The sequence below is a fragment of the Stenotrophomonas sp. TWI602 genome, assembly GCF_039674045.1.
Lineage (GTDB): Bacteria > Pseudomonadota > Gammaproteobacteria > Xanthomonadales > Xanthomonadaceae > Stenotrophomonas.
Genome location: NZ_JBDJMT010000001.1, coordinates 97275 through 122392 on the forward strand (window position 1 = coordinate 97275; position 25118 = coordinate 122392).

The 25118-nt window shown below is 62.4% G+C and carries 22 protein-coding genes, 7 tRNA genes and 1 pseudogene; 12 read left to right on the forward strand and 18 right to left on the reverse strand.

Going from position 1 to position 25118, the window contains the following annotated elements:
- The first annotated feature begins 220 nt into the window (after window positions 1–220).
- From ABE483_RS00470 to ABE483_RS00480, 3 genes are all read left to right on the forward strand, one after another.
- Window positions 221–2419, forward strand: coding sequence for a PAS domain S-box protein (locus tag ABE483_RS00470; protein ID WP_346480823.1), 2199 nt, complete (start codon window positions 221–223; stop codon window positions 2417–2419).
- A 297-nt stretch (window positions 2420–2716) separates the two neighbouring features.
- Window positions 2717–4564 carry a methyl-accepting chemotaxis protein gene (locus tag ABE483_RS00475; RefSeq protein ID WP_346480824.1) on the forward strand — a complete coding sequence of 616 codons (1848 nt, stop codon included), beginning with the start codon at window positions 2717–2719 and terminating at the stop codon, window positions 4562–4564.
- A 542-nt stretch (window positions 4565–5106) separates the two neighbouring features.
- The gene (locus tag ABE483_RS00480) at window positions 5107–5640 is read left to right on the forward strand and encodes a hypothetical protein (RefSeq protein WP_346480825.1); all 534 of its coding nucleotides are present in this window, start codon (window positions 5107–5109) and stop codon (window positions 5638–5640) included.
- A 111-nt stretch (window positions 5641–5751) separates the two neighbouring features.
- Here ABE483_RS00480 and ABE483_RS00485 read toward each other — a convergent pair whose 3' ends face one another.
- The 6 genes from ABE483_RS00485 to ABE483_RS00510 form a co-directional block, all read right to left on the reverse strand.
- Window positions 5752–6156 (reverse strand): hypothetical protein, encoded by a 405-nt coding sequence (locus ABE483_RS00485; RefSeq protein ID WP_346480826.1) that lies wholly within the window; start codon window positions 6154–6156, stop codon window positions 5752–5754.
- Window positions 6153–6431: a hypothetical protein gene (locus ABE483_RS00490; RefSeq protein WP_346480827.1), complete on the reverse strand. Its 279-nt coding sequence runs from the start codon at window positions 6429–6431 to the stop codon at window positions 6153–6155. The genes ABE483_RS00485 and ABE483_RS00490 overlap by 4 nt, the downstream gene beginning before the upstream one ends.
- A 103-nt stretch (window positions 6432–6534) precedes the next feature.
- Window positions 6535–7068, reverse strand: a complete 534-nt coding sequence (locus ABE483_RS00495; RefSeq protein ID WP_346480828.1) for a hypothetical protein — start codon at window positions 7066–7068, stop codon at window positions 6535–6537.
- Window positions 7065–7532 carry a hypothetical protein gene (locus tag ABE483_RS00500; RefSeq protein ID WP_346480829.1) on the reverse strand — a complete coding sequence of 156 codons (468 nt, stop codon included), beginning with the start codon at window positions 7530–7532 and terminating at the stop codon, window positions 7065–7067. Before ABE483_RS00500 ends, ABE483_RS00495 begins: the two co-directional genes overlap by 4 nt.
- Window positions 7529–8521 (reverse strand): caspase family protein, encoded by a 993-nt coding sequence (locus ABE483_RS00505; RefSeq protein WP_346480830.1) that lies wholly within the window; start codon window positions 8519–8521, stop codon window positions 7529–7531. Before ABE483_RS00505 ends, ABE483_RS00500 begins: the two co-directional genes overlap by 4 nt.
- Window positions 8479–8856, reverse strand: coding sequence for a TIR domain-containing protein (locus ABE483_RS00510; RefSeq protein ID WP_346480831.1), 378 nt, complete (start codon window positions 8854–8856; stop codon window positions 8479–8481). Before ABE483_RS00510 ends, ABE483_RS00505 begins: the two co-directional genes overlap by 43 nt.
- A gap of 173 nt (window positions 8857–9029) precedes the next feature.
- Between ABE483_RS00510 and ABE483_RS00515 the strand changes: the two genes are divergently transcribed.
- Window positions 9030–9587, forward strand: a complete 558-nt coding sequence (locus tag ABE483_RS00515) for a recombinase family protein (protein ID WP_346480832.1) — start codon at window positions 9030–9032, stop codon at window positions 9585–9587.
- A 302-nt stretch (window positions 9588–9889) separates the two neighbouring features.
- Here ABE483_RS00515 and ABE483_RS00520 read toward each other — a convergent pair whose 3' ends face one another.
- Entirely contained in the window at window positions 9890–10222 is a 333-nt protein-coding gene (locus ABE483_RS00520) for a helix-turn-helix transcriptional regulator (protein WP_346480833.1), read from the reverse strand.
- Window positions 10223–10611: 389 nt separating this feature from the next.
- Here ABE483_RS00520 and ABE483_RS00525 point away from each other — a divergent pair, with 389 nt between their 5' ends.
- Window positions 10612–11043 carry a hypothetical protein gene (locus ABE483_RS00525; RefSeq protein WP_346480834.1) on the forward strand — a complete coding sequence of 144 codons (432 nt, stop codon included), beginning with the start codon at window positions 10612–10614 and terminating at the stop codon, window positions 11041–11043.
- Between the two features lie 208 nt (window positions 11044–11251).
- Complete coding sequence (locus ABE483_RS00530; protein ID WP_346480835.1) at window positions 11252–12088, forward strand: hypothetical protein; 837 nt, start codon at window positions 11252–11254, stop codon at window positions 12086–12088.
- A gap of 95 nt (window positions 12089–12183) precedes the next feature.
- Here ABE483_RS00530 and ABE483_RS00535 read toward each other — a convergent pair whose 3' ends face one another.
- Together ABE483_RS00535 and ABE483_RS00540 are read right to left on the reverse strand one after the other, a co-directional pair.
- Complete coding sequence (locus ABE483_RS00535; protein WP_346480836.1) at window positions 12184–13812, reverse strand: site-specific integrase; 1629 nt, start codon at window positions 13810–13812, stop codon at window positions 12184–12186.
- 355 nt (window positions 13813–14167) lie between these two features.
- Window positions 14168–14254 (reverse strand) — tRNA-Leu (locus ABE483_RS00540).
- A 124-nt stretch (window positions 14255–14378) separates the two neighbouring features.
- Between ABE483_RS00540 and ABE483_RS00545 the strand changes: the two genes are divergently transcribed.
- On the forward strand, window positions 14379–14759 hold the full coding sequence (locus ABE483_RS00545) for a response regulator (protein ID WP_313218662.1): 381 nt from the start codon (window positions 14379–14381) through the stop codon (window positions 14757–14759).
- A 7-nt stretch (window positions 14760–14766) separates the two neighbouring features.
- Here ABE483_RS00545 and ABE483_RS00550 read toward each other — a convergent pair whose 3' ends face one another.
- Complete coding sequence (locus ABE483_RS00550) at window positions 14767–15723, reverse strand: SOS response-associated peptidase family protein (RefSeq protein ID WP_313218660.1); 957 nt, start codon at window positions 15721–15723, stop codon at window positions 14767–14769.
- Between the two features lie 105 nt (window positions 15724–15828).
- On the opposite strand from ABE483_RS00550, the gene ABE483_RS00555 reads away from it, so the two are divergent.
- Window positions 15829–16245, forward strand: a complete 417-nt coding sequence (locus ABE483_RS00555) for a GNAT family N-acetyltransferase (protein WP_102789523.1) — start codon at window positions 15829–15831, stop codon at window positions 16243–16245.
- A gap of 50 nt (window positions 16246–16295) precedes the next feature.
- Here the strand turns inward: ABE483_RS00555 and ABE483_RS00560 are convergent.
- The 8 genes and pseudogenes from ABE483_RS00560 to ABE483_RS00595 all read right to left on the reverse strand — a co-directional run bounded on the left by ABE483_RS00560 (window position 16296) and on the right by ABE483_RS00595 (window position 20112).
- A tRNA-Glu gene (locus ABE483_RS00560) sits at window positions 16296–16371 on the reverse strand.
- 49 nt (window positions 16372–16420) lie between these two features.
- Window positions 16421–16496: transfer RNA gene (locus ABE483_RS00565), tRNA-Ala, on the reverse strand.
- Window positions 16497–16630: 134 nt separating this feature from the next.
- A tRNA-Glu gene (locus ABE483_RS00570) sits at window positions 16631–16706 on the reverse strand.
- Between the two features lie 51 nt (window positions 16707–16757).
- A tRNA-Ala gene (locus ABE483_RS00575) sits at window positions 16758–16833 on the reverse strand.
- A gap of 224 nt (window positions 16834–17057) precedes the next feature.
- Window positions 17058–17133: transfer RNA gene (locus tag ABE483_RS00580), tRNA-Glu, on the reverse strand.
- Window positions 17134–17186: 53 nt separating this feature from the next.
- Window positions 17187–17262 (reverse strand) — tRNA-Ala (locus tag ABE483_RS00585).
- A gap of 82 nt (window positions 17263–17344) precedes the next feature.
- A pseudogene (locus tag ABE483_RS00590) lies at window positions 17345–19630 on the reverse strand (heavy metal translocating P-type ATPase).
- Between the two features lie 83 nt (window positions 19631–19713).
- Window positions 19714–20112 carry a heavy metal-responsive transcriptional regulator gene (locus ABE483_RS00595; RefSeq protein WP_313218658.1) on the reverse strand — a complete coding sequence of 133 codons (399 nt, stop codon included), beginning with the start codon at window positions 20110–20112 and terminating at the stop codon, window positions 19714–19716.
- 210 nt (window positions 20113–20322) lie between these two features.
- Between ABE483_RS00595 and ABE483_RS00600 the strand changes: the two genes are divergently transcribed.
- The 4 genes from ABE483_RS00600 (at window position 20323) to ABE483_RS00615 (ending at window position 25074) form a co-directional block, all read left to right on the forward strand.
- Window positions 20323–21387, forward strand: coding sequence for a helix-turn-helix domain-containing protein (locus tag ABE483_RS00600; RefSeq protein ID WP_313218656.1), 1065 nt, complete (start codon window positions 20323–20325; stop codon window positions 21385–21387).
- 114 nt (window positions 21388–21501) lie between these two features.
- Window positions 21502–22302, forward strand: a complete 801-nt coding sequence (locus tag ABE483_RS00605) for a TlpA disulfide reductase family protein (protein ID WP_346480837.1) — start codon at window positions 21502–21504, stop codon at window positions 22300–22302.
- 39 nt (window positions 22303–22341) lie between these two features.
- Window positions 22342–23154: a thiol:disulfide interchange protein DsbG gene (gene dsbG / locus ABE483_RS00610; RefSeq protein WP_313211159.1), complete on the forward strand. Its 813-nt coding sequence runs from the start codon at window positions 22342–22344 to the stop codon at window positions 23152–23154.
- Between the two features lie 486 nt (window positions 23155–23640).
- A complete protein-coding gene (locus ABE483_RS00615) occupies window positions 23641–25074 on the forward strand; it encodes a DcaP family trimeric outer membrane transporter (protein WP_346480838.1) in 1434 nt (477 codons plus the stop codon).
- Window positions 25075–25118: the final 44 nt, after the last annotated feature.

Here is a 25118-nt window from a genome sequence, read left to right on the forward strand (position 1 = left end):
TCGGGCGGCTTTTGGCGTTTTCAGGGGTCTCCAGGGGCAGGGGCACTTCTGGTTTGGCCCGGGTTTACGCACACTTCGCGTTGAATGCCCGTAGGGTGGGTGGACGGCGGGGAGCCCAGATGACAGACGACCAGGCAGGACCGGGCAACCGGGCGGGCTCCAGCGCCGATTACCGCGCTGGCGCAGGGCTGTGCGTGGCGTGTCGGACCGGAGCGCACACATGAGCCGGCAACCGGACGTCCCCCGGGATGCGGCCGCCGCGCTGCGCGACATGGCCGAGCAGCGCCACCGGCTGGAAATGATCATCGAAGGTACTGCGGCGGGCACCTGGGACTGGGACATCCCGGGCAACCAGATGCGGGTCAACGAGCGCTGGGCGGAGATCGTCGGCTATACGCGTGAGGAACTGGCACCCATCACGCCGGAGACGTTCTTCAAGCTGGTGCATCCCGACGATCTGGCCCAGTCCAATACGTTGCTCGAAGCGCATCTGGAAGGTCGCTCGCCGCATTACGACAGCCTGTGCCGGATGCGCCACAAACAGGGCCACTGGATCTGGGTGCAGGACCGCGGTCGCGTGTATGAGCGCGATGGGCAGGGCCGGCCGCTGTGGATGGCCGGTGCGCATGCCGACGTTACCGAACTGCAGCAGGCCCGGCAGGAGGCGGCCAACATGCGCCAGCGCCTGCAGGCGGTGGTGGATGCCTCTGACGAGGTGGCGGTGATCGCCACCGATGTCGATGGGGTGGTCAACCTGTTCAATACCGGTGCGCAGAAGCTGCTGGGTTACCGCCCCGATGAAGTGATCGGCCGGGTCAACCCGGGGCTGTTCCACGATCCGGAAGAGATGCGCGCCTACCTGCAGCCCCATATGGAGGCGGACGGACGCCTGCCGACCGTCTTCGAGGCGTTGAGCGCGCGGGCGGCACAGGGCACCTGGTCGCATCAGTGGACGTTCCTGCGCAAGGACGGCGAGCGCAGGCAGGTGCGCCTGTCGATCAGTCCGCTGGACTGCGCCGGCGGCAACCGAATCGGCTACGTGGGCATGGCGGTCGACCTGACCCCGCTGCTGCAGGTCCGCGAACAGGCGTTCCTGGCCTCGGAAAAATTCGCCGGGGCGTTCTCGTCGGCCGCGCTTGGCATGGCCCTGGTGTCGCTGGAAGGGCGCTGGCTGGACGTCAACGATTCGCTGTGCGGCATCCTCGGCTACACCCGTGCCGAACTGCTGCAGATCGATTTCCAGACGCTCACGCATCCCGATGACTTGCACACCGACCTGGCCCTGCTCGGTGACCTGCTGGCCGGCCGCCGCGCGCATTACCACATGGAGAAGCGGTACCTGGGCAAGGCGGGCAACCTGGTCTGGGGGCGGCTGTCGGTCTCACTGGTCCGCACGGAAAATGGCGAGCCGCTGCACTTCGTCTCGCAGATCCAGGACGTGACCGCCCAACGGCTCAGTGGTCAGCAGTTGCGTGAATCCGAGCAGCGCACCCGCGTCACGTTGGATGCGGTGGCGGACATGGTGCTGACCCTGGACCTGCAGGGGGGGATCCAGTACGCCAACGCCGCGGCCACCCGCGCGCTGGCCGGGGAGGGCGCCGGGGTCCTGGCCGGCAGCCAGCTGCAGGAGGTGATGGAGCTCACGACCGAATACGCGCCGCGCTCCCCCTTGGATGTGGCCGTGCTGCTCGACCCGGACAGCAATGCAGTCGACCTGCATTCGGACCTGTTGCTGGCAGTGGGTGCGCATCTGCTGCCGGTCGACCTGACCCGTGCCTGGCTGCGCGATGAGGATGGCCTGACCAGCGGCGCGGTCTGGGTGATCCGTGACGTCACCCAGCAGCGTGCGCGCCAGCGCGAGGCGCGGCATCTGGCCGAGATCGATCCGCTGACCGAACTGAGCAACCGGCGCGGCTTCGAGGCGCATCTGCAGCAGGCCATCACCCGGGTCGCGCGGACCGGGCAGTCGGCCTCGTTGATGTATATCGACCTGGACCACTTCAAGCCGGTCAACGATACCCACGGCCATCTGGCTGGCGATGCCGTGCTGTGGGCGGTGGCCAGCGTGCTGCGGCATGGCGTGCGTGATTCGGACATCGTGGCGCGGCTGGGCGGCGACGAGTTCGCGGTGATCCTGGCCGGCTGTTCGCTCAAGCGCGCCCGCCGTATCGCCAGCGATCTGCTCGAGGCGATGCGGGGGTTGTCGATCCCCTGGGACCAGCGGCGGTTGAGCGTGGGCGCCAGCATCGGCATCGCGCCATTGTTCGGGGGCATGAGCGTGGATGACGCCGTGGCCGCCGCCGACGCGCAGTGCTACCGGGCCAAAGCGATGGGGCGCGACAACGTGCAGGTGGAGGCCGACGCTCTGGGTGCCGTGGACCCCCTTGACGCCCTGGATGCGAGCGAAAGCGGCGAGTGACGGCCGGCCGGGCCAGGCCCCGGCCGCGGCCGTTGATGGCCCTAAAGCTTTCAGAATGTCCGCCGTTATATGACTCGCAGTTGCTGCCCGTCTGCTCACGTGGATATCTGGCCGTACACCTTTTTTACATGGTTCATGTTCGCCGGCCCGCCCGGTGTTTGAAGCCCATCGAAGTTGCGTCATCCCCACTGACGATCTTCGTGAGTCCCAGCCAACGGAATACCGCCACCGGGCCACCGCCCGGCGCTGACCTATTCGCTAACCGGACACCGAGGTCTAACGATGATTACTTCAGGCTTGCACACGCATGTGCCAGGTCGTGCCAGCGACGCCGACGCCGGGTCGTTGTGGCGAGCGCTCACGGCACGGTTCGTTTCCCGTCGCGCGGCCCATGGCGCCGCGGCATCGGCTGCGCTGCAACGGCAGGCCGAGCTCGAAGATCAGATCAAGGCGCTGCATAGAGTCCAGGCCGTCATCGAGTTCCACCTCGATGGCACCATCGTGCACGCCAACGACAATTTCCTGCAGACGCTGGGCTACACGCTGGAGGAGATCCAAGGCAGGCACCACGCCATGTTCGTCGATGCCGAGTATGCGAAGAGCGCGGAGTACCGCGACTTCTGGGCCAACCTGGGCCGCGGTGAGTTCGACGCCGGCCAGTACCGGCGGATCGGCAAGGGTGGACGCGAGATCTGGATCCAGGCGTCCTACAACCCGGTCTTCGACAGCCACGGACGGCCGTACAAAGTGGTCAAGTTCGCGACCGACATCACCGCGCAGAAATTCCAGGCGGCCGATTTTGCCGGCCAGCTCGCCGCGATCAACAAATCACAGGCGGTGATCGAGTTCGATCTCGAGGGCCGCATCCTGGCCGCCAACGAGAACTTCCTCGCTGCCATGGGCTATGCACTGGAGGAGGTGCGTGGGCAGCACCATTCGATATTCGCCGAGCCCGAGCATCGCCAGAGCGGCGAGTACCGGGCGTTCTGGGCCAAACTCGGCCGTGGCGAATACGACGCCGGCCAGTACAAGCGTCTGGGAAAGGGCGGTCGCGAGGTCTGGATCCAGGCCTCGTACAACCCGATCTACGATATGAACGGACGGCCGTTCAAAGTGGTCAAGTACGCTACCGACATCACGGCCCAGGTGCGTGACTCGCTGGCGCTGCAGCAGGCCGTCGCGCAGACGCGTGAAGTGGTGGCGGCGGCGCAGGGGGGTGATCTGACCGGCCATATCGCCACCCAGGACAAGACCGGCCCGATCGCCGAGTTGTGCGAGGGCATCAATGCGCTGGTCGAAGCGATGGCCGGCATCATCACCCAGATCAAGCTGGCAGCGGACACCATTGCGGTGGGTGCCAGCGAGATCGCCGAAGGCAACAGCGACCTGTCCGTGCGCACCGAGCAGCAGGCCGCTTCGCTGGAGGAGACCGCCGTCTCGATGAAGGGGCTGACCGCGACCGTGCGGCGCACCGCGGACAACGCCCGCCAGGCCAATGAGTTGGCCGGTGGTGCGGTCGAGGTGGCGGCGCAGGGTGGCCATGTGGTGCATGAGGTGGTCTCCACCATGTCGCTGATCAACGACTCCTCGCGGCGCATCGTCGATATCATCGGCGTGATCGACAGCATCGCGTTCCAGACGAATATCCTGGCCCTCAATGCCGCAGTGGAAGCGGCCCGTGCCGGCGAGCATGGGCGCGGCTTTGCGGTGGTCGCCTCGGAAATCCGCTCGCTGTCGCAGCGTTCGGCCGAAGCCGCCAAGGAGATCAAGCAGCTGATCGGCGACTCGGTGGAGAAGGTCGGGGCGGGTACGCGTCAGGTCGAAAGCGCGGGGCGCACCATGGACGAGATCGTGGTCAGCGTGAAACGCGTGAGCGATCTCATGGCCGACATCAGCGCGGCGGCCCAGCAGCAGAGCGAGGGCATCGAGCAGATCAACCAGGTGGTCGAGCACATCGACGAGAGCACCCAGCAGAATGCCGCGCTGGTCGAAGAGGCCTCTGCGGCGGCCCGCAGCATGGAAGAGCAGTCCACCCAGTTGCTGCAGACGGTGGCGGCATTCCGGGTGGCGGGGGCGACGGGAACGTCGCGACCGGCTGCGCCACCGGCGGCCAATGCCGCACATCCGACGCTTCGGCTGGTCTGAGCGGTAACGAAAAACGCCCCGGATCCGTCGATCCGGGGCGTTCTGGTTTTCCATGGTGCCGAAGGTGGGACTCGAAAGCAGATGTGCAGGCTTAGGTAAGATGTTGATTCTACAGACTTAGACTCGCTTGGTGGTGTCGAGTTGGCACAGCGTCATGGCACATCCTGTCGCCTTACTGTCCCTAGTACGGTCCGCATCAGGGCGGCGAGTGCAGCCCGATAATCCGTCGAACCAAGCGCCTTACACCTTCGTGCCTCCACTCCTTTCCATGCTGAGTCCGGATGCCCTTTTCATTGAGCCAGTTCGCCCTGTGCGTAGGTTTTACGCAGCCATCAGCGGTTGCCTCCTTGAGGTGTTCAATCATTTGAAGGGCGAACTGGTCAGCATCACTTAGCCGGACCTGATTCGCTGAGGCAAGGTCTCTGTTACGGGAAGCCTTAGGGTCACGATTGCCACGCTTGGTCATGCATTTTGCCAAATGAGCGGTGCCGATACAAATACCTCACGAGAGCACAGAAACGCAATGCTCCGCGAGGAACGCAATGGAATACCGGGAATACGAAGCGCGACAAACTGAGCTGCAGAAGGGGCTGGCAGGCCATTTCCTGCAGGACGACTACAACGCCTTCATCACCTTGACCTTCAAGTCTGAAGACTCGGTTAGCTACCACTACGCTGAGGAGACCTTTGGTCGCTTCATGCATGCGCTCCGGTGCAGCCTGTTCAAGGAAAGATGCACGTACAGGATGCCCTTGGTTCCGGTCGTTGAAAGTTATCCAGGGAGGCCGTTGTGCAGCGGCGCCCCCTATGACTCCATCGAGCGGACTCACATCCATTGCTGCATCAAGCTTCCCGGAAATCCCCTGGACCACAAGGAACTGGTCCGGAAGAAGTGGCTTGGTGCAGGCGGAGTATGCGGAGACCCAAATGTCTACGACCGAAATGGCGACAAATGGTTCATTGAAATCGCTACGCCTGCCGTAATGAGGAAGTACGTCAACTACTCATTGAAGCAGTGCTGCGGCGACCACCAACCTGTGCTCTGGAACTTTGCGCGCAAGATTCGGACTGCTTGATTAGCGGCTAGACTGCTTCCCTGCGGAGCGCCAGAGTCAAGGTTTTACATCGCTGAAATCGTCGGAGTTGGGGGTTGGTCACCCCAGCCCTTGACTAATCTATTGTCTAAGCTATAGACCAACTGCTTGCCAATCCATCGGCATGCGTCTTCCTTCAAAGCTACAGTCCTTGTACCCGGAAAGTGGATAGCCCCTGTCGCAGTCGGTACAAAGCATGAAGTCTCCTTTGCTGAGTACGAACTCATATTTGCCACAAGTGCTTGTTGAAACCTTGAAAATTCCTGATACGGAAGAGGGAGCAAGCTGGCCGACCGTCGGTGGAAGGCCGGTCATGTTCTCGTAGGTACCCTCGGCAGAGAGCTTGGTACTGTTCTGGATGACGACCAGACGCACATTGTTCTCTCCTGAGAAGACGACATAGTTTCCGTCCCTTGTCGGCTCGGGAACTTTAGGCGAACCGCAGCCGGATATCAGGAGGGCGACGGAGGTAAGAAGCAGGGAGGGCAGACGGCTCATTCGGAATCCAGTGCTTCGCGTGCGCGAGTGACCATGATGTCGCACAGTTCTTTTGTTTCCGGGAACTCGCGGGATAACCAACTTGCAGGGACATAGACGTGATTGTGGTTGCTGGCAATCGTTGTCCCGTCATATGCAGCGCACAGGAGAACGTTCTGCTCACCTGCCATCGCGGCTGGCACGAATACCTCGCCTGTTTCCTCCGATAAGCCTAGCGTCCGCTTCCAAGTTGGGATGCGTTTCCCATCTTGTTGTTGATACTCAATCCATTTCATCCAAGGCACTCAAGTGACCGATGCGGCTTCTATGATTACGGCTCAACCACGACGCGGGGGAGGCGGTGGGATGTACCCCTTCCCAGGAGTGCGTAGTCCACCATCATTGGGCTTTCCCGATGGCGGACGGTTTGGTGGGGGAGTTGATGGCCGGTTTGGCGGGTTGGACGGCTTCTTGTCGGACATGCTGTTTCCCTTGAGACGATAAATTTACGTAGATGAATGCTGCCATAAAGCATACGCCCGCAACGAAAAGCACAGCACCTAGAGCATTGAGGTTGCTCGTGATGCGGGCAAAGATGCCGCCTGGCGTATTGCTATAGATGGAACCGTCATCGCACTGGCGGATTGCTCGCCGTAAGGCAAGATGGCTAAAGAAGTAGGATGACAGAATTGCGAGAGAACTAAGGCCCCAACCCACCCAAGAAAGCAGGAGCAGAATTGGCTCAAGTATCGCGTCAGGGCCAACGATATCCTTCACGAAAACGAAGGAAATACCCAGTGCTCCGCCGGACAGCGACAGAACGGCTTTGTCAAAGTCATCCTGAGCCTTCTGCTCGGCCGCAATAAGCCACTGCCTGTACTCATTGGGAGGGCGCTTGACAGGTTCGCAGGCGTTTTCTTCGGCATCAGTCATCGCTCAACACCTTCAGGCCATATGACAATGACCCTGACGCCAACATGCTCTGCGTACTTCACTACATCAGCAGTACCGCCGAGGCCGCGAGCGCTCCTGCCATCCCAAGCGGCGACTAGAACATCGCAATGTTCCACGATGTATTTCCCAGCCGCCATGTAGGCTGCTTCTGATGGGCTGCTGAAGTCCAGCGTCGTCATCTTAGTGGCCTGCCTAAGCAAGCGCTCGTACTCAAGCCGGCTCTCTTCGTCAAATGTCGTTTCGTATCCCTGGCAAGGTACGACTACCTCAAGCTCTCCACTCCGCTCAAGTACAGCACGAGCGAAGAGGTGGTCACCTCCCTCGGCCAGAGCGCATACACCCACTATCGCCTTGGCATCATAGAAGAGAGTCTGCAATCGCTGTTTAAGCAGTATTGCTGCTTCTGTCGGGAGGTCTTGGTGCCCCGAAAATCCAATCTTCATATAGCGCCCCGAGCAGCAATTCGCCAATAGTGTCGGCCCAGGCGAGTGAGGCGACAACTTAGGTTGTTCATTGCGGCGTAGTACATATGCTCGTTCCCGATTGGCTCCAGTAGTTTGGCCGAACGAAACTTCTGTAGCACCGAAAAGACCTCCTCATGCTCCGGGTGGTCTGGCTCTGCATCCGGCTCGTAGCTTGGGTCAAGAGGCAGTTCGTAGGTCTCTGCAGGAAAGATGCTGGGAAGTCGTCTCAGGAGGGGGAGTGGGACGGCCGGCTCGCATTTGCGCAGGGCGTTCAGCCTCTCAAGGTTGCTCTTGAAAGTGGGCCGCTGACTCCAAGCCCCTAATGATTCGCTCAGGTACGAATAGGCTGTGGCTACTGTCACGTGACCAAGTACATCAGATGCGCCGCCATCGAGAGCGCCGCCGAGATAGAAAGAGAACACACCCTGCCCGTTGTTCTCTCCTGCTGGTTGGTCGGCTCTGCTTGCCGACAGAATGGCAACTCCGGGCCGAAGAAGCGACAAGTCCCCTCCAATCACACCTGTTCCTCCGGCGCCACCAGAAAAGCAACAGTCGAGGATGATGATTACTTCGCCAACTTTTGATTCGCGCACCTGAGACAAGATTTTTGAGAAGGGGACTCCCTCATCTCCGGTCTGTCCGTCAGTCGTGCAAAGGGTGACATCACTGGCTTCTGCCTGTCCGTGGCCTGCGAAATAGAGGACCGCAACATCCGCACCGGGAGCCAGAAGTCCCATGATGTTCGACATCAGTCCAGCCTTGGTCACTCTGGAACTGTCGCTAGTGACAGGAACTACTTCAAAATTTGGTGAATTATCCTCATGCCGCTCAAACAAAGGTCGTAGTGCATTAACGTCGTTCACGCATCCTCGTAGGGGGGTAAAGTTGTCGTAGTCGTCAATCCCGACAAGCAATGCCCTGCGCATCACAGACCTTCGATGAACTTCTTGATGCCATCCCATGACCATCCAACAATAGAATAACCCGCCATGAAATCGGGCTTAGTACGGTCGTTGGTGTAGGCCCACATCCCGAGAACGGGTTTTCCTTCCTTTTGCGCGCACGCAACCTCCCACTTTTGTCCAGAGGAGTTCAACGAGTTGCTACTGATAAGGGCGATTACACCGTCTGAACGACGGATGCGAGTCTCCACTTTACTCTTCCAGTCCGATTCGTAGGCTTCCTTCACGGACATATCGATGTACTCGAAAGGGCAGTTAGTGAGAAGAGACTGCCCCTTTAAGAAATCTCGCATCCGCTCATCTTCGATTGCGAATGCGACAAAAATGACCTTCTTGCTCATGTTTACAACTCCCTTTGAAGAGCGCGATGTGAAGACATCTGTCGCAATAGTAAATTTTTCCTGAACGAATTCCAAGTCAAATTCTATACAACTTGGGACGCCGGCTAGCGCATTTCAAAATTCATTCCAAAATAGTATTATCAAAACATCTAGAGCTTTGGAGACGCCTCGGGATGGAAGTCATTGGGTACGCGCGTGTCAGCTCAGCCGGTCAGTCCTTGGATGTGCAGCTGGACAAGCTCGCCAAGGCGGGCTGCGGAAAGGTGTACCAAGAAAAGCGCTCTGGCCGTCAGGCGGAGAACCGCCCCGAGCTTCAAGGCGCGCTTGAGTACGTGCGTGATGGAGATGTGCTCGTGGTTTCCCGTCTTGACCGTATCGCCAGGTCCGTTTTGGACTTGGCCAAGATTGCAGACAGGCTCAAGTGCAAGAACGTCAGCCTTCGCGTGCTCGACCAGGGTTTGGACACCACGACATCAGAGGGGAAGCTGATGTTCAACCTCTTGGGCGCGTTTGCTGAGTTCGAGGCCGACATCCGCGCGGAGCGCCAGCGGGACGGGATTGCGCTTGCTCAGCAGAAGGGGACACGGTTTGGTCGGAAGAAGGCCCTGACGGAGGCTCAAGAAGAGCGCATCCGCAAGCTTCGCTTGGAAGAGGGCTTCAGCATCGAGCAGCTGGCCGAACGCTTCTCTATCAGTCGCAGTAGCGTCTATCGAGCATTGCGGCAGGGCTAGAGCGCAGCTGCTTCACCGCAATGGCATGGACCAAGTGTCGAGCGCCATACCTTCGCTCTCGAGCCGACGACGTGCCTCCGAGATGAGCGTGCTTAGCCTGTCGAGATTGCTCACGCTCCGCCACACTATGCTCGGGAATGTGAGAAGCGGCTCATTTGCAGCATCGAAGACTCGAAAGCGCACCTTCTTGTCGTAGTCCCAGGCTTCGGCCACGCAGCGAAAAGGGGCAAACGCGGCTTCCAAGATTTCGATTGCTCGAGCGAGTGAAATTTCGTCTGGCATAAGTTCCTTGTGGGGGCTGTCTACTTGGTTTGGCCGCGAGCCATGGCCCTCATCTCGGCGGCAAGCCTGCGTTGCGTTGTCGGTGACAAGCCGGACGCGGCAAGAATGACATCGGCTAGAGCGTCGCTATCAGCCAGTAGGTACGCAAGTGGTACTCCCAGCTCCTTCGCCAACTTGCTAGCTGTCGCAAAGTCGGGCTCTGATGTTCCCAGCTCGTATCGAGTAACCCTGCTGGACACGACATCCTCCGAGAGGCCAATCCGCCTCCCTAGCTCACGCTGGGAGATGCCCATGGACAAGCGAGCCTCCTTCAGGCGCTTGGTGAACATGCTGCGGAGATTGGCGGGCGACATGAGCCGTGGGATGTAGTCCTGTGGTCAGTTACAGGATGGCTCTCCCGGCACGCTTCGTATGCTACATTATCTGTAGCATTCGATTGTTGGAGGACTTGTTTGTTCCTCCATCAAGGTGCTGAAAGAGCTGCTTAGGACCGTTGCGGTACAAGATTTTTGCGGGGTCTAGCGCTACGTAAGGTGCAAGTGAGTTAGTTGGCTCGTGCTGCCCTGGGGTGCGTATGGTCCGTCGGTGGCCAGAGCGCAGGCCTGTCCAGGCGGGCTGGCCGGGGCTGCCCTTCCCCAGCGCATCTGGCTCGTGGTCGGGGCAAGCCTTCCTGGTGGGATGGCTTTAACCGGAGGCGCGACAGCGCGGTAATCATCAATGAATCAAACACACAAGGAGTGTCATGAGCGCCACCCGCTCTCTTTTCGTTGCCTGCCTTCTACCTCTTGCCGGTTGCAACCAGCTCACCGCAGTCAATGGGCCAAATGAACTGGTCTCGTTCGGATACGTACGCCCCGCCTCTTGCGAAAGAAAGGCGGCCATCAGCTACAACTGCGTCATGAAGAACCACTCGGATGCCTTGCGTAGCGTGAGCATGGAGTGCGCCAGCTTCGACGGACAGGGCAGGGCGATAGGCAAGCCTAGGCAGGTCTATTCCTTAAGGGGTGTGACGTTCTCTCCTGGGGAGGAGCGCATTGCGCCCTTCTTCTACGATGATGGGGCGGCAACCATCGTCTGTATGGACATTGAGGGCAACATCCCGCCATACGGCGAAATTCAGGCACTTCTGGACGACCCAAAGCTCAAGCAATTCACGACTGTTCTTTCCCTCTGACCAACCCAAGGATGAAGGTGCATCGCAATGGCAACGTATGAAGTGAGAATGAGTCGTCCCGGCGGTGGAAGTGGCACGTTCGTGGTGGCGGTCCATGCCGCAACTCCAGACCAGGCCCGAAGCACAGCCGAAGCCCAGAACCCTGGCTACAGGGCACAATCCGTCTACCGACTTCCCTACTCAAACTGACCGAATCAAGGACGAATAGATGCTGAAGCGAATGACATTGGTCTCGGCTCTTGCACTTGTACCCTTTGCGTCTCAAGCACAGGCCCTACTTAACGTCAGCGGCCAGTGGGAGTACCGAGATGCGTCGAAGATGGAGACGGACGAGGGACTGAATCTCTGCTTCCAGATGGACTCAGCTTCCATCGCGCGGAGTCCGCAGCTCCGTCAGCACGGCGGTGCCCTGTGCGTGAGCAACCCTTCTGCTGGAGCAAAGTTGCTCGGCCTTCCACGAGGTGTTGCAAAGTCTGGATGCAGATACGATGCAAAGGGCGTAGCGTCTGTCGGCCTGACCGCGCTGACGTTGCTTCCGGAGGACGAGATGTATGACGCGCGCCTGCAGGCTCGTCTGGTATCGGTGAAGGACAACCGAATAGTGTCGCCGCTGACCCCGAACTGCGAGACGACAGAAGGCGCATCGTCCAGCTTCAACAACATCCATGACGCCATAGCTGCGCTAAAAGCACATCCTGACTTCGACACCTTGAGCGCATCGGACTTTGCTCGCATAGATGCGGTTACCGGGCTGGCTGAGCTTGATGCGGCTACACAGATGTACTTGCCCTCTGGCTCCACCGACACGCTGGTTGCCTACTATGATGGAAATTCCGGCATCCATGAGCTGACCGCCTACCGCTACGCTGAAGGAAAGTGGCGCAATGTCAGCCGAGAAGTCCTCCCGGGGTACCAGGAAGATGTCGCTCGATTTCGGGGAACCAACTTCTACCTGGATGGGGCCAGTAGCACGCCAAAAGTGCGCTCCCTTCCGGACAAGAAGGCATGGCGATATGTTGACAGTCGCTTTGTGCAGGAAGGCTAGGGAGACCCCTAACAAGTTTGGCTTTATTGCGAGTCGCGCAGGGAAGGTACCATCTCTCGGGGGCGGTAAGCCCCCAGAGATGGCGTGCAACGTCATCAAGCCTTGTATCCAAGTGATTTGGTAAGGTCCTTGGTGATTGACCAATCGACCTCGTAATCCAGTAGCACGAGGAGCTCAACCAACTCATTGGGCTCGAACTGGCGGCCATATGTGTTCACTTGAGTGCTTGCTTTGGTGCCAGCAGGCAAGAACAATTCGTGACCCGTGAACTGGTGCGCCTTGTACGCCTTCGTTCCATCTTCGAAGAACTTCTGAATGACCGAATGACGAAGGCTGTGGAACGATTTCTTGGCTGTCTTTACAGCTAGCTTTTTAAGCAGAACATCATTGAACCACTTCGTCATCGCTGTGTGCCGCTTATGGACCACGGCGTAGTTTTCGACCTCTGGGAATAGCAGGGCGTTGCTACTTTGGCGTCTTCTGGCGCTAACGAATGACATGAAGCCAAGCTCTATCAGGGTCGGGTGTACCGGGACCAGCCTCTTGCTTGCGCTGGTCTTGAGGCGAGCAGCTCCCGACTGATTGGAGTTTTGGTCAGTTATTGCGATGACTTCAGTGCCGTCGATGTAGGTGTAGACGTTTTCGACTGTAAGCAGGGCAATTTCTTGCGCTCGCGCACCTGTGAAAAGTCCGATTAGGGGTCCCCAGATGGCTATCTGCTTCTTCTCTCTGTCAATGTACTTTGAGATGAGGTCGATGCCGGCCTGTCCAAATATTCTCTGGATGTCGTCATTGCTGAAGGGATGTCGGGCTTCCTTTCCATCCTGCTTCTTGGTGGATGGGGCAAGTCCACCGGCTACGTTTTTAACGACGTACCCCTTGCTCTCAAGATAAGCGAAGAATCGACTGACCCACTCGGCCTTGTTGGCGGCCGTGCTTCTGCTGAAAGTTGCTACGCCTGACTTCTCTGTGTTTGCGATGACTTGTTTGATGCTCATGCCCTGGTACTTCTGGCGGCGAGAGAAGTAGTCGGAAGGCAATTTCTGGTGAAAAGCTGCGAACTCCGCCAGCTCGAGAGGTGTGACTTCTGCTGGCGGCTTGTCACCTACTATTTGAACCAGATGACGTACTGCCGAACCGGCAGCCTCTTTGGTGGATGGTACCCAATCGGGATTTGCCAGGAGCCACTCTTCCAGCCCTCGCGATAGAGTCGTCTGGAACAAGGGTGGAAGTGAGGGCGGCGCAGCCTGCACTGGCGCTGCTAGAGCTGCTCTGGGAGGCGCTGCCTTCAGGTAGTCGAGGGCTTTTGTCGTGGTGGTGATGTCAAGCAGCATGCATGGAATTGGCTCATCCGGGACAATGAGCTGACCGTCTTGCGGGCGTGCATCGTCGGCTGGGTTCGCATGCCAGTAGAACTCCTTGATATGAAACTCATAGCTGTCGGCCGAGAGGACCTCCGCAATGTGGTCGCTGGTCAACCGGACCTCAGCGACGAAGTTGTGCACCCTCTCTGATAGCCGGTCCACCGTTTCCTGGTCATCTACCGCCTCTTGGATATAGACGTCAGCGGCGCATCGAACTGGAATGGCTAGGGGGACGCCCCGGGCATAGAGGAGGCCCACGGCCTCCTGGAGCTCCTTCATGGCCGACGTTCCCAGAAGGGACGCCAATGCGACCTTTTTCGGCGCTGCTTCGCCCGCATCAGCTTCGGTAGCGTCAGTCACGTCCAGCTTCCCTCTTAGTTCATGAAGCAGGCTGTTGTAGCTGAAGGGTGGTCCTCCCGCAATGATGCGGCTCGCCAATGCCAGTGCGTGCAGCCACAGGGTAGCTGCGCGCTGCAGGGCAACTGCGCGTCGATGCGTGGCGAGGCTTAGGCGAACATCAGCCGGGCAGGGCGCGAGTCTCGCTCGGCATGGCGGCGTCAGGGCCCAGCGGAAGTAGAAGGTGCCATTGCGGCGGTACAGGTGCGACGGAGACTTCATCCAACCTCCAAGGGTTGGCACAGCCGCTGGTCACAACTCGGTTCCATACAAGAAAAAACGCCCTAAGTCATTGATGACAAAGGGCGTTCTGATTCCATGGTGCCGAAGGTGGGACTCGAACCCACACGCTTTTAAGGGCGGCGGATTTTGAGTCCGCTGCGTCTACCGATTCCGCCACTTCGGCTGGCTGGCCGCGTAGTGTATACAAGATGTCGACGTTTGTGCAGACCTGAATGCTTAAGTTCCTGTCAGGGTTTCACCTACGCAGGACGCTATACTCATCGCGCTGAACCATACAGGGAGTCGTCATGAGCGCGCTGCAGGATCTTCGGGTGCTGGTGGTCGAGAACGACGAAATGAGTGCCGCCCTGCTGCAGATGCAGTTGGTGCAGTCCGGCGCGGTGGTGGTGGGGCTGGCGGCCTCGGTATCCGAGGCGCTGCGTCTGCTCGGCGAGACCCAGCCACAGGTGGTGCTGCTGGATTACCGCCTGGCCAACAATGAAACCAGTGAAGCGGTTGCTGCGGCGTTGGCCGCGCGCCAGATTCCCTTCGTGCTGGCCACCGGCATGGCGACCGAGCACCTCCCCGAAGCCTTCCGGGCAGGCATCATCCTGACCAAGCCCTACCTGACGGCCGAGTTGAATGCCGCGCTGGGGCGGGCACGGATAGGCGATTCGGTCGTCGGCTGAGCAGCTCTCACGCCGCTTCGGCGTGCGCCAGTGTGACCGGTTCGCGATCGTCCAGGATCCGGTACAGCGCAGCGAGGTCGTGCGGGTCCGGGTTCAGCCAGGCATCCAGATGTTCGCGCCGGATCGGTACGATGCAGCGGTCGTGCCCGGTGCGTGCCACATCGGACGGTGGCTCGTCGGTGATCGCGGCAAACGACAACAGCCGGCCCTCCGGCCCTTCCCACGCCGACCACAGGCAGGCGATCAACAGATCGCGCGGTGGCTGCGGGCTGAATTCCAGCACCACGTTCTCGGCTTTCTCGCCCGGCGACAGCATCCGCTGCTCCAGGGCATGCCGCGGCACGTGCTCGTAGAACGACTGCACCACCACCACGCCATGCTGGTGGCCGAACGCGGATTTCCAGTACGCCTCCAGGCTGTCGCGGCGCGCGTTGTAGGTGCCGGGATACAACACGTCGTTGCGCGCGGGCTTGTCCGGCAGCCGGCATTGGTAGCGCATCGGCTTGATCACGCGCTGGCCCTGCTCGGACACGATCACCGGCGCATAGACGCCGGGGAAAATGCGGCTGTCGCGCGGCACCAGGCCGGCGCGCTGCAGATCGGACAGGCGCGTCTGCGCACGTTCAATCCGGTTGCCCGCCACGCGCAGTTCATTGCGCGCCTTCTGCGTGGGACGTGCGGCCAGGTGTTCTTCGGCCGCCTTCCGCCGGGCGCTCTGCAGGCGCACCTCCTCATCCAGCGCCTGCATCTCCTCGGCATGCCATTGCTGTATTCGCGCCACGATCTCCTGGCCCTGCGCGGTGCGCGCGCCGGCGAAGCCATCGTCCATCGCCTTTGGCGTTTTCGGGCGTTGCTTGCCGGCGTCGTGGGCATACAGCTGGGCGAACTCGTCCAGGGACAGCATGGCCCCGTACTCACGGACCAGCTTGGTGTAATCGGCGCGGATCTGGGCGGAATAGCACATGGCGACGGAACAGGGTGGGCAGGGGGACAGGATAGGCCGGTGGGTCGCACATGCTGCGAATACGTTCGGGCATGCTGAGCGTCCATTCATTGCCGGACCCGTCTCATGTCGCTGCCTGCTGGTGTTCATTGCATCCCCCTGGCGCCCAGCGTGGAGGAATACCGCGCGCTGCGGGTGCTGGCCGGCCTGAGCCCGAAAACGGCCGAGGCGGCGGCGCGTGGCCTGCCCAACACGGTCTTCGGGGTGAGCCTGCGCGAGGATGACCGGTTGCTGGCGATGGGCCGGCTCATCGGCGACGGCGGCTGCTTCCTGCAGGTGGTGGATATCGCCGTGGTCCCGGACCGCCAGGGGCAGGGCCTGGGCAAGGCGGTGATGGCCGAGCTCGATGCCTGGCTGCACGCGAATGCGCAAGGTGCGTATGTGAGCCTGATCGCCGATGGCCAGGCGCACCGGCTGTATGCGCAGTTCGGTTTCACCGTGACCGCGCCGCGCTCGGTGGGCATGGCGAAGGTGGTGGCGTAGGCCCCATAAACAAACAGCCCCGACCGAGGTCAGGGCTGTTTGTTTGAAGCTGGCGTCCCCACGGGGATTCGAACCCCGGTCGCCACCGTGAAAGGGTGATGTCCTAGGCCTCTAGACGATGGGGACGCGTTAAACCGAATTTTGGCTTCTATCGGACGGCCTGTGTCCGGAGAAGTGGTGGAGCCAGGCGGGATCGAACCGCCGACCTCCTGCATGCCATGCAGGCGCTCTCCCAGCTGAGCTATGGCCCCACGTTGTACCGCAAGCCGCCTAGTATATCTGCCTGTTCACGTTTGTGGAAGCCTTTCGGGCATCCGCATCGCAACCGCAGTAGGCGGTGAACAAAAAGACCCGGCATGCCGGGCCTCGGTGTTCTTCTGATGAGTGGCGTCCCCACGGGGATTCGAACCCCGGTCGCCACCGTGAAAGGGTGATGTCCTAGGCCTCTAGACGATGGGGACGCATAAACTCATCAAATTGTTCAGCACACCCGAACGGCCTAAGGTCCGGAGTGGTGGAGCCAGGCGGGATCGAACCGCCGACCTCCTGCATGCCATGCAGGCGCTCTCCCAGCTGAGCTATGGCCCCACGATGCTGGAGGCGGAATTCTACGCGGCCGTGAAGCATTCGCCAAGTCTTTTTTCTGAAATACCGAAGAAAGAATGCATGCGGGCATCCATCTGCAGAGGCTGATCGTTGCCCGCGCGAGTGCACCAGCACGCACGCGATAAAACAGGCCGCCAATGCCGAGCGTTGCTCGATGCGGCACAAACAAAAAGCCCCGACCGAAGTCAGGGCTGTTTGTTTGAAACTGGCGTCCCCACGGGGATTCGAACCCCGGTCGCCACCGTGAAAGGGTGATGTCCTAGGCCTCTAGACGATGGGGACGCACGAAAACTTCAAATTTTGTCACTGCAATCTGATCGGCCTAATGATCGGATTGGTGGAGCCAGGCGGGATCGAACCGCCGACCTCCTGCATGCCATGCAGGCGCTCTCCCAGCTGAGCTATGGCCCCACGTCGTGAGGAGCGAAATCATAGCGACGACGTTTTGGATTGGCAAGAAAAAAGTGAAGAAATATCGTCATGCAATCCGCGGTCACTCGCCGGGCAGTCGTTGATGGCGCAGCCGCAGTGCATTGCTGATCACCGAGACCGAACTCAGACTCATCGCCACCGCCGCCAACATCGGCGACATTACGATGCCCAGCGGATACAGCACGCCGGCTGCAACAGGAATGCCGAGGCCGTTGTAGAGAAACGCAAAGCCCAGGTTCTGCCGCATGTTGCGCACGCTTGCAGTGGACAGCTGGCGCGCACGCAGGATGCCGCGCAGATCGCCCTTGACCAGCGTGACCTGTGCGCTCGACATCGCCACATCGGTGCCGTTGCCCATCGCGATGCCAACGTCCGCACTCGCCAGCGCCGGCGCGTCGTTGATGCCATCGCCGGCCATCGCCACCTTGCGGCCCTGCGCCTGCAGCGAACGGATCAACGCGGCCTTGTCGGCGGGGCGCATCTCGCCGTGGACGTCATCCAGGCCGAGTTCCCGCGCGACGGCTTCCGCGGTGGCCGCGCCGTCGCCGGTGGCCATGACGATGCGCAGGCCATCGCGGTGCAGCTGCACGATCGCTTCGGCGGTGGAGGCCTTGATCGGGTCAGCCACCGCGAGCAGGCCGCCAAGCTGGCCATCGACGGCGAGGTACATCACGCTGGCCGCGGTGCTGCGCAAGTGCTCGGCACGTTCGCGCAGCGTGTCCAGCGCGATACCGTGTTCGTCCATCAACGCGGTATTGCCAAGCAGCAGCTGCCTGCCGTCCACCGCGCCCTGCACACCCATGCCGGTGAGGGAATCGAAATCGTCCACGCTGGCCAGCGGCATCCCGCGCGCGCGTGCTTCGGCCACGATCGCGGCCGCCAACGGATGCTCGCTGCCCTGGTCCAGGCTGGCCGCCCATTGCAGAATCTGATCGGCAGCGAAGGGGGCCACCGCCTGTACGTCACGGAACGCTGGCTTGCCCTCGGTCAAGGTACCGGTCTTGTCGACCACCAGCGTGTCGATCTGGCGCAGTGCCTCGATCGCCTCGGCATCGCGGAACAGCACCCCGTGCTGCGCGGCGCGACCCGTGGCGACCATGATCGTCATCGGTGTGGCCAGCCCCAACGCGCACGGGCAGGCGATGATCAGCACCGCTACCGCGCTCAGTACCGCATGCGTCCATGACGGCGCCGGACCGAACAGTCCCCAGCCGAGGAACGTCAGCACCGCGACCGACAGTACCGCCAGCACGAACCAGTACGCGACGGTGTCGGCCATGCGCTGCATCGGAGCGCGTGAGCGCTGCGCCTGCGCCACCAGCTGCACGATCTGCGCCAGCATGCTGTCATCGCCAAGGCGATCGGCACGGACGACCAGGCTGCCAGTGCCGTTGAGTGTCGCGCCGATCACCGCGTCGCCCACGGCCTTGGCCACTGGCACCGGCTCACCGGTGAGCATGGATTCATCGATGGAGGAGCGGCCTTCGACGACCGTGCCATCCACGGGCACCTTCTCACCCGGGCGCACGCGCACGCGGTCGCCGGGCTGCAGCGCGGTAATGTCGACGTCTTCCTCGCGGCCATCCGCGCGCAGCACGCGTGCGGTTTTCGGTGCCAGGCCGAGCAGCGCCTTGATCGCGGCGGATGTTTTTGCCCGTGCGCGCAGCTCCATCAACTGGCCGAGCAGCGTGAGCGAGATGATCATTGCTGCGGCCTCGAAATAGACGCCGACATGCCCGTGCTGCTGGAACGACGGCGGGAACAGACCGGGCGCGACGGTGGCGACCACGCTGTAGCCGTACGCAGCGAGCACACCCGTCCCGATCAGGGTCCACATGTTCGGGCTGCGGCTGCGGATCGACTGCGCCCAGCGCTGCAGGAACGGCCAACCGGCCCACAGAACCACCGGCGTCGCCAGGGCCAACTCGATCCACACCCGCAGATCGGGCGCAAGGCCATGCAGCACGGGGGTCATCGCCAGCATCGCCAGGGCCATCGTCGCCACACTCAGCGGCAGGCTCCACCAGAAGCGGCGGCGGAAGTCGGTCAACTCGGGGTTCTCGCCTTCCTAAAGGCTGGGCATCTTCGGCTCCAGCGCCATGCCGCACAGCGGGCAGGTGCCGGGGCCTTCCTGCACGATCTGCGGGTGCATGGGGCAGGTGTACAACGTGCCGGTGGGGCCTGGTTCGGCGATGTGCGATGCCGGATCCAGATAGCGCTGCGGGTCGGCCAGGAATGTTCGTCGGCAGCCATCGCTGCAGAAGGGGTAGTCGCTGCCGTCATGGTGGGCATGGTGGGCCGTGGCGGCCGGGTCGACTGCCATGCCGCAGACCGCGTCGGTGGTCATCCCGGCGCCGGGCGACGTCTTGCCACCGCAGCAGGTTGGGCCGTTGTCCGCACGGGAGGCCTTGCTGTGGCCGTGGGTGGCGTTCATTGGCGAGACTCGGTCAATGCCGTCAGGATCGGGCACTGTTCCTGATCGCCATGCCCGGGGCAGGCATCGACCAGCTGCTTGAGCGCGCCGTGCATCCGCTGCAGTTCGTTGATGCGCTGTTCGATGTCGGTGAGCTTGCTCACCGCACTGTGGCGGATCTGCGCCATGTCCTGGCCACGTTGATCGCTGAAGCCAAGGAGATCGGCGATTTCATCCAGGCTGAAACCCAGTGCCTTGGCGCGGCGGATGAACTGCAGGCGCGTCAGGTCGCTCTCGCTGAAGACCCGATAGCCGCCGGCGCTGCGCCGTGCGGTGGGCAACAGCTGCTGCCGTTCGTAGTAGCGCACCGTGTCGATGGGCACGCCGGCCTGGCGCGCGAGCTGTCCAATGTTCATGAGCACCTCGTGGATGACCGCTCCATTCTGAACCTTGGAGTCTGCTCCAGAGTCAAGCCTTGCTGGAACGCCACTGGAAATTCAGTTGGCGTGAAATTTACAACTAGTTGCATGGTCGCCCTCCCGGGACGGCCGTAGCCTCAGGCCATCTTATGTATCGATCTGTTCTGCCAGCCCCACGTTGGCAGACACTGTCCCAGGAGAATGGCCATGGACGCACCCCGCAACACGTTGCAGCCGGACCGCCGGCCGGACACGCCAACCCTGATGGAAGTCGCCGTGGTCGAATTCCCCGGCAGCCTGCGTGCCGCCGCCCCGATCCTCTCCGAGCTGGCCCAGCGGTGCAACCGCACGGTAGCCGCCGGCCGCCGCACCGGCGCACGGATGCTGGTCACCCGCTGGACGATGTCCGCCCGCGGCATGCAGCGGGTTGCCGGGGTGGAACTGTTCGGCGATGCGCTGCCCGCGATCATCGTGGTGCCGGGCAGTGAATCCAGCTGGACCATGGCGCCGCCGGATGAGCGTCTGCTGGCCTGGCTGCAGGAATGCCACGATGGCTGCAGCCTGCTCGCCGGCTGCGACGAAGGCGGGCTGCTGCTGGCCGCCGCCGGCGTGCTGGCCGGGCGCTCGGTCAGCGTTCCCGATCCCGCGCGCTGCCCGGCGCTGCGCACGATGGTGCCCAGTTGGCTGCCCAGCGAACGCACCCTGGTCGATGATGGTGACCTGTTGACCTCCTCGGGCCAGGATGCCTGGAAGTACCTCAGCCTGCGCCTGCTGGCCCGGGTGTACGGGCAGAGCGTGATGAACACCGTCATCCAGCAGCTGCAGTTGGTGATCCCGCGCACCGAACTGCATGACCTGGAACGTTTCAGCCCGAATTTCGCCCACGGCGACCGCTGCATCCTCAAGGCACAGCGCTGGCTGCACGGCATCGCCGCACGCGGCGCGGGGCTGGACGACATCTGCGCACAGGCCGGCCTGGAGCCGCGGACCCTGCAGCGCCGGTTCCTCAAAGCGACCGGCATGCGTCCGATCGAGTACTGCCAACGCCTGCGCATCGCCAAGGCGCAGTTGCTGCTGCAGGCGGGCGGGCTGGTCGACCAGGTGGCGTGGGCGGTGGGCTACTCCGACCAGAGTGCGTTCCGGCGGCTGTTCCTGCGCATCGTCGGGCTGACGCCGACACGCTATCGGCGCCAGGTGGCCGCGCAGCAGCGTGAGCGTGCGGCGTCGCACCCCGGCACCCGGGCGGTCGAACCGCTCCGCTCGGCGGCCTGAATCGCGCAACACCGGCACGCTTGATCCATTGACGCCTTGCTGGGACCATGCCGGCGGGCCCGATGCAACAGCCGTCGCCGCGTGGCAGGTCCCGGGCGATCGCGGAGAGAAACAATGATCAGCAGTGTAGGCCCGGTACCGCTTGCGGTCGTGTGGGTGTTGGTGGGTCTCGGCATTGCGATGCTGGTGGCCAGTGTGGTGCGTGCTCCGGCAATCGAGGGCGCACCGCGTCCGCGATCGGTGGTGGTGGACATGCTGCTGCTGGGCCTGCTCGCCGGGCGGGCAGGTTTCGTGATCTGGCATGCAGGCGACTATGTGGCCGATCCCTGGTCGGTGCTGCGTGTCGGCGATGGCGGGTTCCTGCTGTGGCCGGCACTGCTGGTCGGGCTGGGGTGGGGCGGGTGGCGCCTGCGTCGCTGGCCCACCCTGCGCCGCCCCGTGGGTGCCGCTGCGCTGGCAGGCCTTGTCGGTTGGGCCGTGCTGTCCACGGGCGCCGGCTGGCTGCAGCAATCGCGGGTGTCATTGCCGGCGATCACGCTGACATCGCTGCAGGGCGCGCCCGTCGCGCTTGACGAGACCAGCGGCGAGCCCGTGGTGATCAACCTCTGGGCGAGCTGGTGCGGCCCGTGCCGCCGCGAAATGCCGGTACTGGCACGCGCGCAGCAGCGCCATCCTGATATCCGCTTCCTGTTCGTCAACCAGGGCGAGACGCGTGAGGAAGTGGATGCCTTCATGTCGGCCGAACACCTGTCGCTGCGCAATGTGCTGCTCGACGAAGAGGCGCGTGTTGCCGAACGGCTGCAGGTACATGCGTATCCGACTACCCTGTTCTTCGATGGGCAGGGCCGGCTGCGGCACCTGCACCTGGGCGAGCTGACAGCCGCCGGCCTGCAATCCAAGCTCGACGACCTGTAAGGGTCGCGGGTCGTTTGTTCCATGAATCCAGGAGTCTCCATGACGTTGAAATCCTCGCGCACGCTGATCACCGCGCTGTCCGCCGTGCTGCTGATCACACTGGCCGGCTGCAGCCAGGCGCAGACGCCGAAGGCCACGGCCGAGAAAGCCGGCGGTGAACGCCCGGCGGTGCTGAAGGGCATCGAGAAGCATGGGTTCGAAGTGATCGGCGAGTTCGACGCACCCGGCGGCCTGCGCGGTTTTGCCGGCGTGGTGGGGGGGCAACAACCGGCGGCGGCGTATGTGACGGCCGATGGGAAGAATGTCGTGGTGGGCAGTCTGTTCGATGCCAACGGTGAAGATGTGGGCGCCGCGCCGCTGGAGAAGCTGGTGGCCAAGCCGATGTCCGAGCGCTCGTGGAAGAAGCTCGAGGAGAGTGCGTGGGTGCGTGACGGCAAGGCTGACGCGCCGCGCGTCGTCTATACCTTCAGCGATGCGAACTGCCCGTACTGCCATCGGTTCTGGGAGGCCGCGCGGCCGTGGGTGGACGCGGGCAAGGTGCAGCTGCGCCACGTGATGGTCGGTGTGATCCGCGAAGACAGCCCCGCCAAGGCGGCCGCGATCCTCACCGCGCCCAACCCCAGCGCTGCGCTGCTGGAGAACGAGCGCCTGTTCGACAAGGGCGGCATCAAGCCGGCGGCATCGCTGACGGCGGAAGTCGCCAACAAGCTCGATGCCAATCAGGTGCTGATGATCGAGCTCGGTTTCCAGGGCACACCCGGCATTCTGTTCAAGGACGCCCAGGGAATGGTGCAGCGCCGTTCCGGCATGCCGCAGGGGGATGACATGACCGTGGTGCTCGGCCCGCGCTGAGCACTGGCGACCGTAGTGCCACAACGCGCCGGGCATTGCCCGGCGCGCTGCGTTTGGGCGGCCGGATATGCGCCGGGTAGTGGGGGGGCGACGCGCTGTCGCGTTCGACTTGATCTGGATCAAGGCTGAAAACGCCTGCGTCGCTACGCTTCCCTGCATGCGCTATCTCCTGGATTTCCCCGCCTGCAGCGGATACCTGGCCACCCAGTCAGAAAACTGCCTGAGAACGTTCACGGCGCTCTCACTTTGCGATTGTTACTCAGAGCGCTGGCGGCCGCGCGTCAACGCGGCGGTCATCAGGGATGAGGGGATCCCGTGCGGGCGTACCCATGCAGGCGATGTGTCCGATGGCGTGACCGCCACCGAACCACGCGTCGGCAGAGGTCGCGCGCATTGCAGTGCCGGGCTGCGTGCTCACCACCTGCGACGTTGTGAACGTCAGCCGGTGTTGACCCGCGGGACTGTGTACGGTTCAAGGAGGACGTGATGCGCTTGGCTGTGTTGACGGTCGCATGCGTGGCAGCGTTGGCTGCGGCGCCGGTCCATGCGCAGGATTCGGCTGCCGCGTTGCGGCAGGACATCCAGACGCTCCGGCAGACGCTGGAACAGATGGAAGAGCGCCTGCAGGCCATCGAATCCGGCAAACCTCCGCCCACGTCACCGAGGGTCACGGCGGCACCTGCGCCGAGCACGAGCGTCCCCGCCGCACCTTCGCCAGCGCCCCTGACCGCCCAGGCACAGGTGCCCGGCATGGGGCAGGCCATCCTTCCGCAACGCGACTCCGTTGCTGATCCGTCCACCGCCGCATCCCGCCCGGACAGCGCCGCCGGCCCGACCGATCCCGAGCTGAAAGGCTTCTTCGCGATCCCCAACACCGATACGCTGATCCGCATCGGCGGCTACGCCAAGCTCGATGCGATCGCCGATTCACGGGCGGCCGGCGACCAGGAGCAGTTCATTACCTCCTCGATCCCGGTCGGCAGTGCGCACCGGGATGTCTCCAACTTCACCCTGCATGCCAAGCAGACCCGCTTCAGCTTTGAAGCGCGGCGGCCGACCACCCATGGCAACCTGCGCTTCTACCTGGAGAACGACTTCTTCGGCAGCAGCGACAGCTATCAGTTCCGCCTGCGCCATGCTTACGGACAGCTCGGCAATACCTACGCCGGCTATGGCTATTCGACCTTCATGGATGCCGACAGCCTGCCCGACACCCTGGATTTCGCCGGGCCAGGGGGGGCGGGCTACCTGCTGGTGGCCGGCATCCACCACAGCTTCGCGATGGGCAAGGGCAACACGCTGACCGTGGCTGCCGAAGATCCGGATACCCAGTTGAGCAACCCCGCCGAGGGGATCATGCCGGTCGATCAACTGCCGGATGTCACCGTTACCGCGCGCATGGAGCGCGACTGGGGCCATCTGCAGTTGGGCGCGGTCGCCCGCAGCCTGGGCTACGACGGCGATGCAGGCGACGGCCGTCGTTTCGCCGGCGGCCTGCAACTCAGTGGCTCGGCCGCGGTGGGCGAGCAGGACCTGCTGCTGTTCGGGATGCTCGGTGGCAAGGGCCTGGCCCGCTATACAGCCGACCTGACCGGTTCGGGCATGGATGCGGTGGTGACCGCAGACGGGCGCATGCAGGCGTTGTCGCTGTACGGCGGTTTCGTCGGTTACACGCATTACTGGTCGCCGCTCTGGCGTTCCAACCTGATCTACGGCCAGCTCACCAGCGGGCGCAACGAGGCGCTGGCCGCCGATGCGTTCCGCCAGAGCCGCTATGGCGTCTTCAATCTGCTCTGGAGCCCGGCACCGTCGTGGACGATGGGCATGGAACTGCTCTACGGACAACTGGAACAGCAACGCGGGCAACGCGGCGACACGATGCGGCTGCAGGGCAGCCTGCAATACAACTTCATCAAGTAACTCCCACCGCCCGGCACGACCGGGTCCCTGCCTGGCAAAGGAGC

Excerpts from the sequence above, each read along its gene's own strand:
- ABE483_RS00470 (WP_346480823.1), top strand. The coding sequence starts at position 221 with ATGAGCCGGCAACCGGACGTCCCCCGGGATGCGGCCGCCGCGCTGCGC.
- ABE483_RS00480 (WP_346480825.1), top strand. The coding sequence starts at position 5,107 with ATGGAATACCGGGAATACGAAGCGCGACAAACTGAGCTGCAGAAGGGG.
- ABE483_RS00485 (WP_346480826.1), bottom strand. The coding sequence starts at position 6,156 with ATGAGCCGTCTGCCCTCCCTGCTTCTTACCTCCGTCGCCCTCCTGATA.
- ABE483_RS00490 (WP_346480827.1), bottom strand. The coding sequence starts at position 6,431 with ATGAAATGGATTGAGTATCAACAACAAGATGGGAAACGCATCCCAACT.
- ABE483_RS00495 (WP_346480828.1), bottom strand. The coding sequence starts at position 7,068 with ATGACTGATGCCGAAGAAAACGCCTGCGAACCTGTCAAGCGCCCTCCC.
- ABE483_RS00500 (WP_346480829.1), bottom strand. The coding sequence starts at position 7,532 with ATGAAGATTGGATTTTCGGGGCACCAAGACCTCCCGACAGAAGCAGCA.
- ABE483_RS00505 (WP_346480830.1), bottom strand. The coding sequence starts at position 8,521 with ATGGTCATGGGATGGCATCAAGAAGTTCATCGAAGGTCTGTGATGCGC.
- ABE483_RS00510 (WP_346480831.1), bottom strand. The coding sequence starts at position 8,856 with ATGAGCAAGAAGGTCATTTTTGTCGCATTCGCAATCGAAGATGAGCGG.
- ABE483_RS00515 (WP_346480832.1), top strand. The coding sequence starts at position 9,030 with ATGGAAGTCATTGGGTACGCGCGTGTCAGCTCAGCCGGTCAGTCCTTG.
- ABE483_RS00520 (WP_346480833.1), bottom strand. The coding sequence starts at position 10,222 with ATGTCGCCCGCCAATCTCCGCAGCATGTTCACCAAGCGCCTGAAGGAG.
- ABE483_RS00525 (WP_346480834.1), top strand. The coding sequence starts at position 10,612 with ATGAGCGCCACCCGCTCTCTTTTCGTTGCCTGCCTTCTACCTCTTGCC.
- ABE483_RS00530 (WP_346480835.1), top strand. The coding sequence starts at position 11,252 with ATGCTGAAGCGAATGACATTGGTCTCGGCTCTTGCACTTGTACCCTTT.
- ABE483_RS00545 (WP_313218662.1), top strand. The coding sequence starts at position 14,379 with ATGAGCGCGCTGCAGGATCTTCGGGTGCTGGTGGTCGAGAACGACGAA.
- ABE483_RS00550 (WP_313218660.1), bottom strand. The coding sequence starts at position 15,723 with ATGTGCTATTCCGCCCAGATCCGCGCCGATTACACCAAGCTGGTCCGT.
- ABE483_RS00555 (WP_102789523.1), top strand. The coding sequence starts at position 15,829 with ATGTCGCTGCCTGCTGGTGTTCATTGCATCCCCCTGGCGCCCAGCGTG.
- ABE483_RS00595 (WP_313218658.1), bottom strand. The coding sequence starts at position 20,112 with ATGAACATTGGACAGCTCGCGCGCCAGGCCGGCGTGCCCATCGACACG.
- ABE483_RS00600 (WP_313218656.1), top strand. The coding sequence starts at position 20,323 with ATGGACGCACCCCGCAACACGTTGCAGCCGGACCGCCGGCCGGACACG.
- ABE483_RS00605 (WP_346480837.1), top strand. The coding sequence starts at position 21,502 with ATGATCAGCAGTGTAGGCCCGGTACCGCTTGCGGTCGTGTGGGTGTTG.
- dsbG (WP_313211159.1), top strand. The coding sequence starts at position 22,342 with ATGACGTTGAAATCCTCGCGCACGCTGATCACCGCGCTGTCCGCCGTG.
- ABE483_RS00615 (WP_346480838.1), top strand. The coding sequence starts at position 23,641 with ATGCGCTTGGCTGTGTTGACGGTCGCATGCGTGGCAGCGTTGGCTGCG.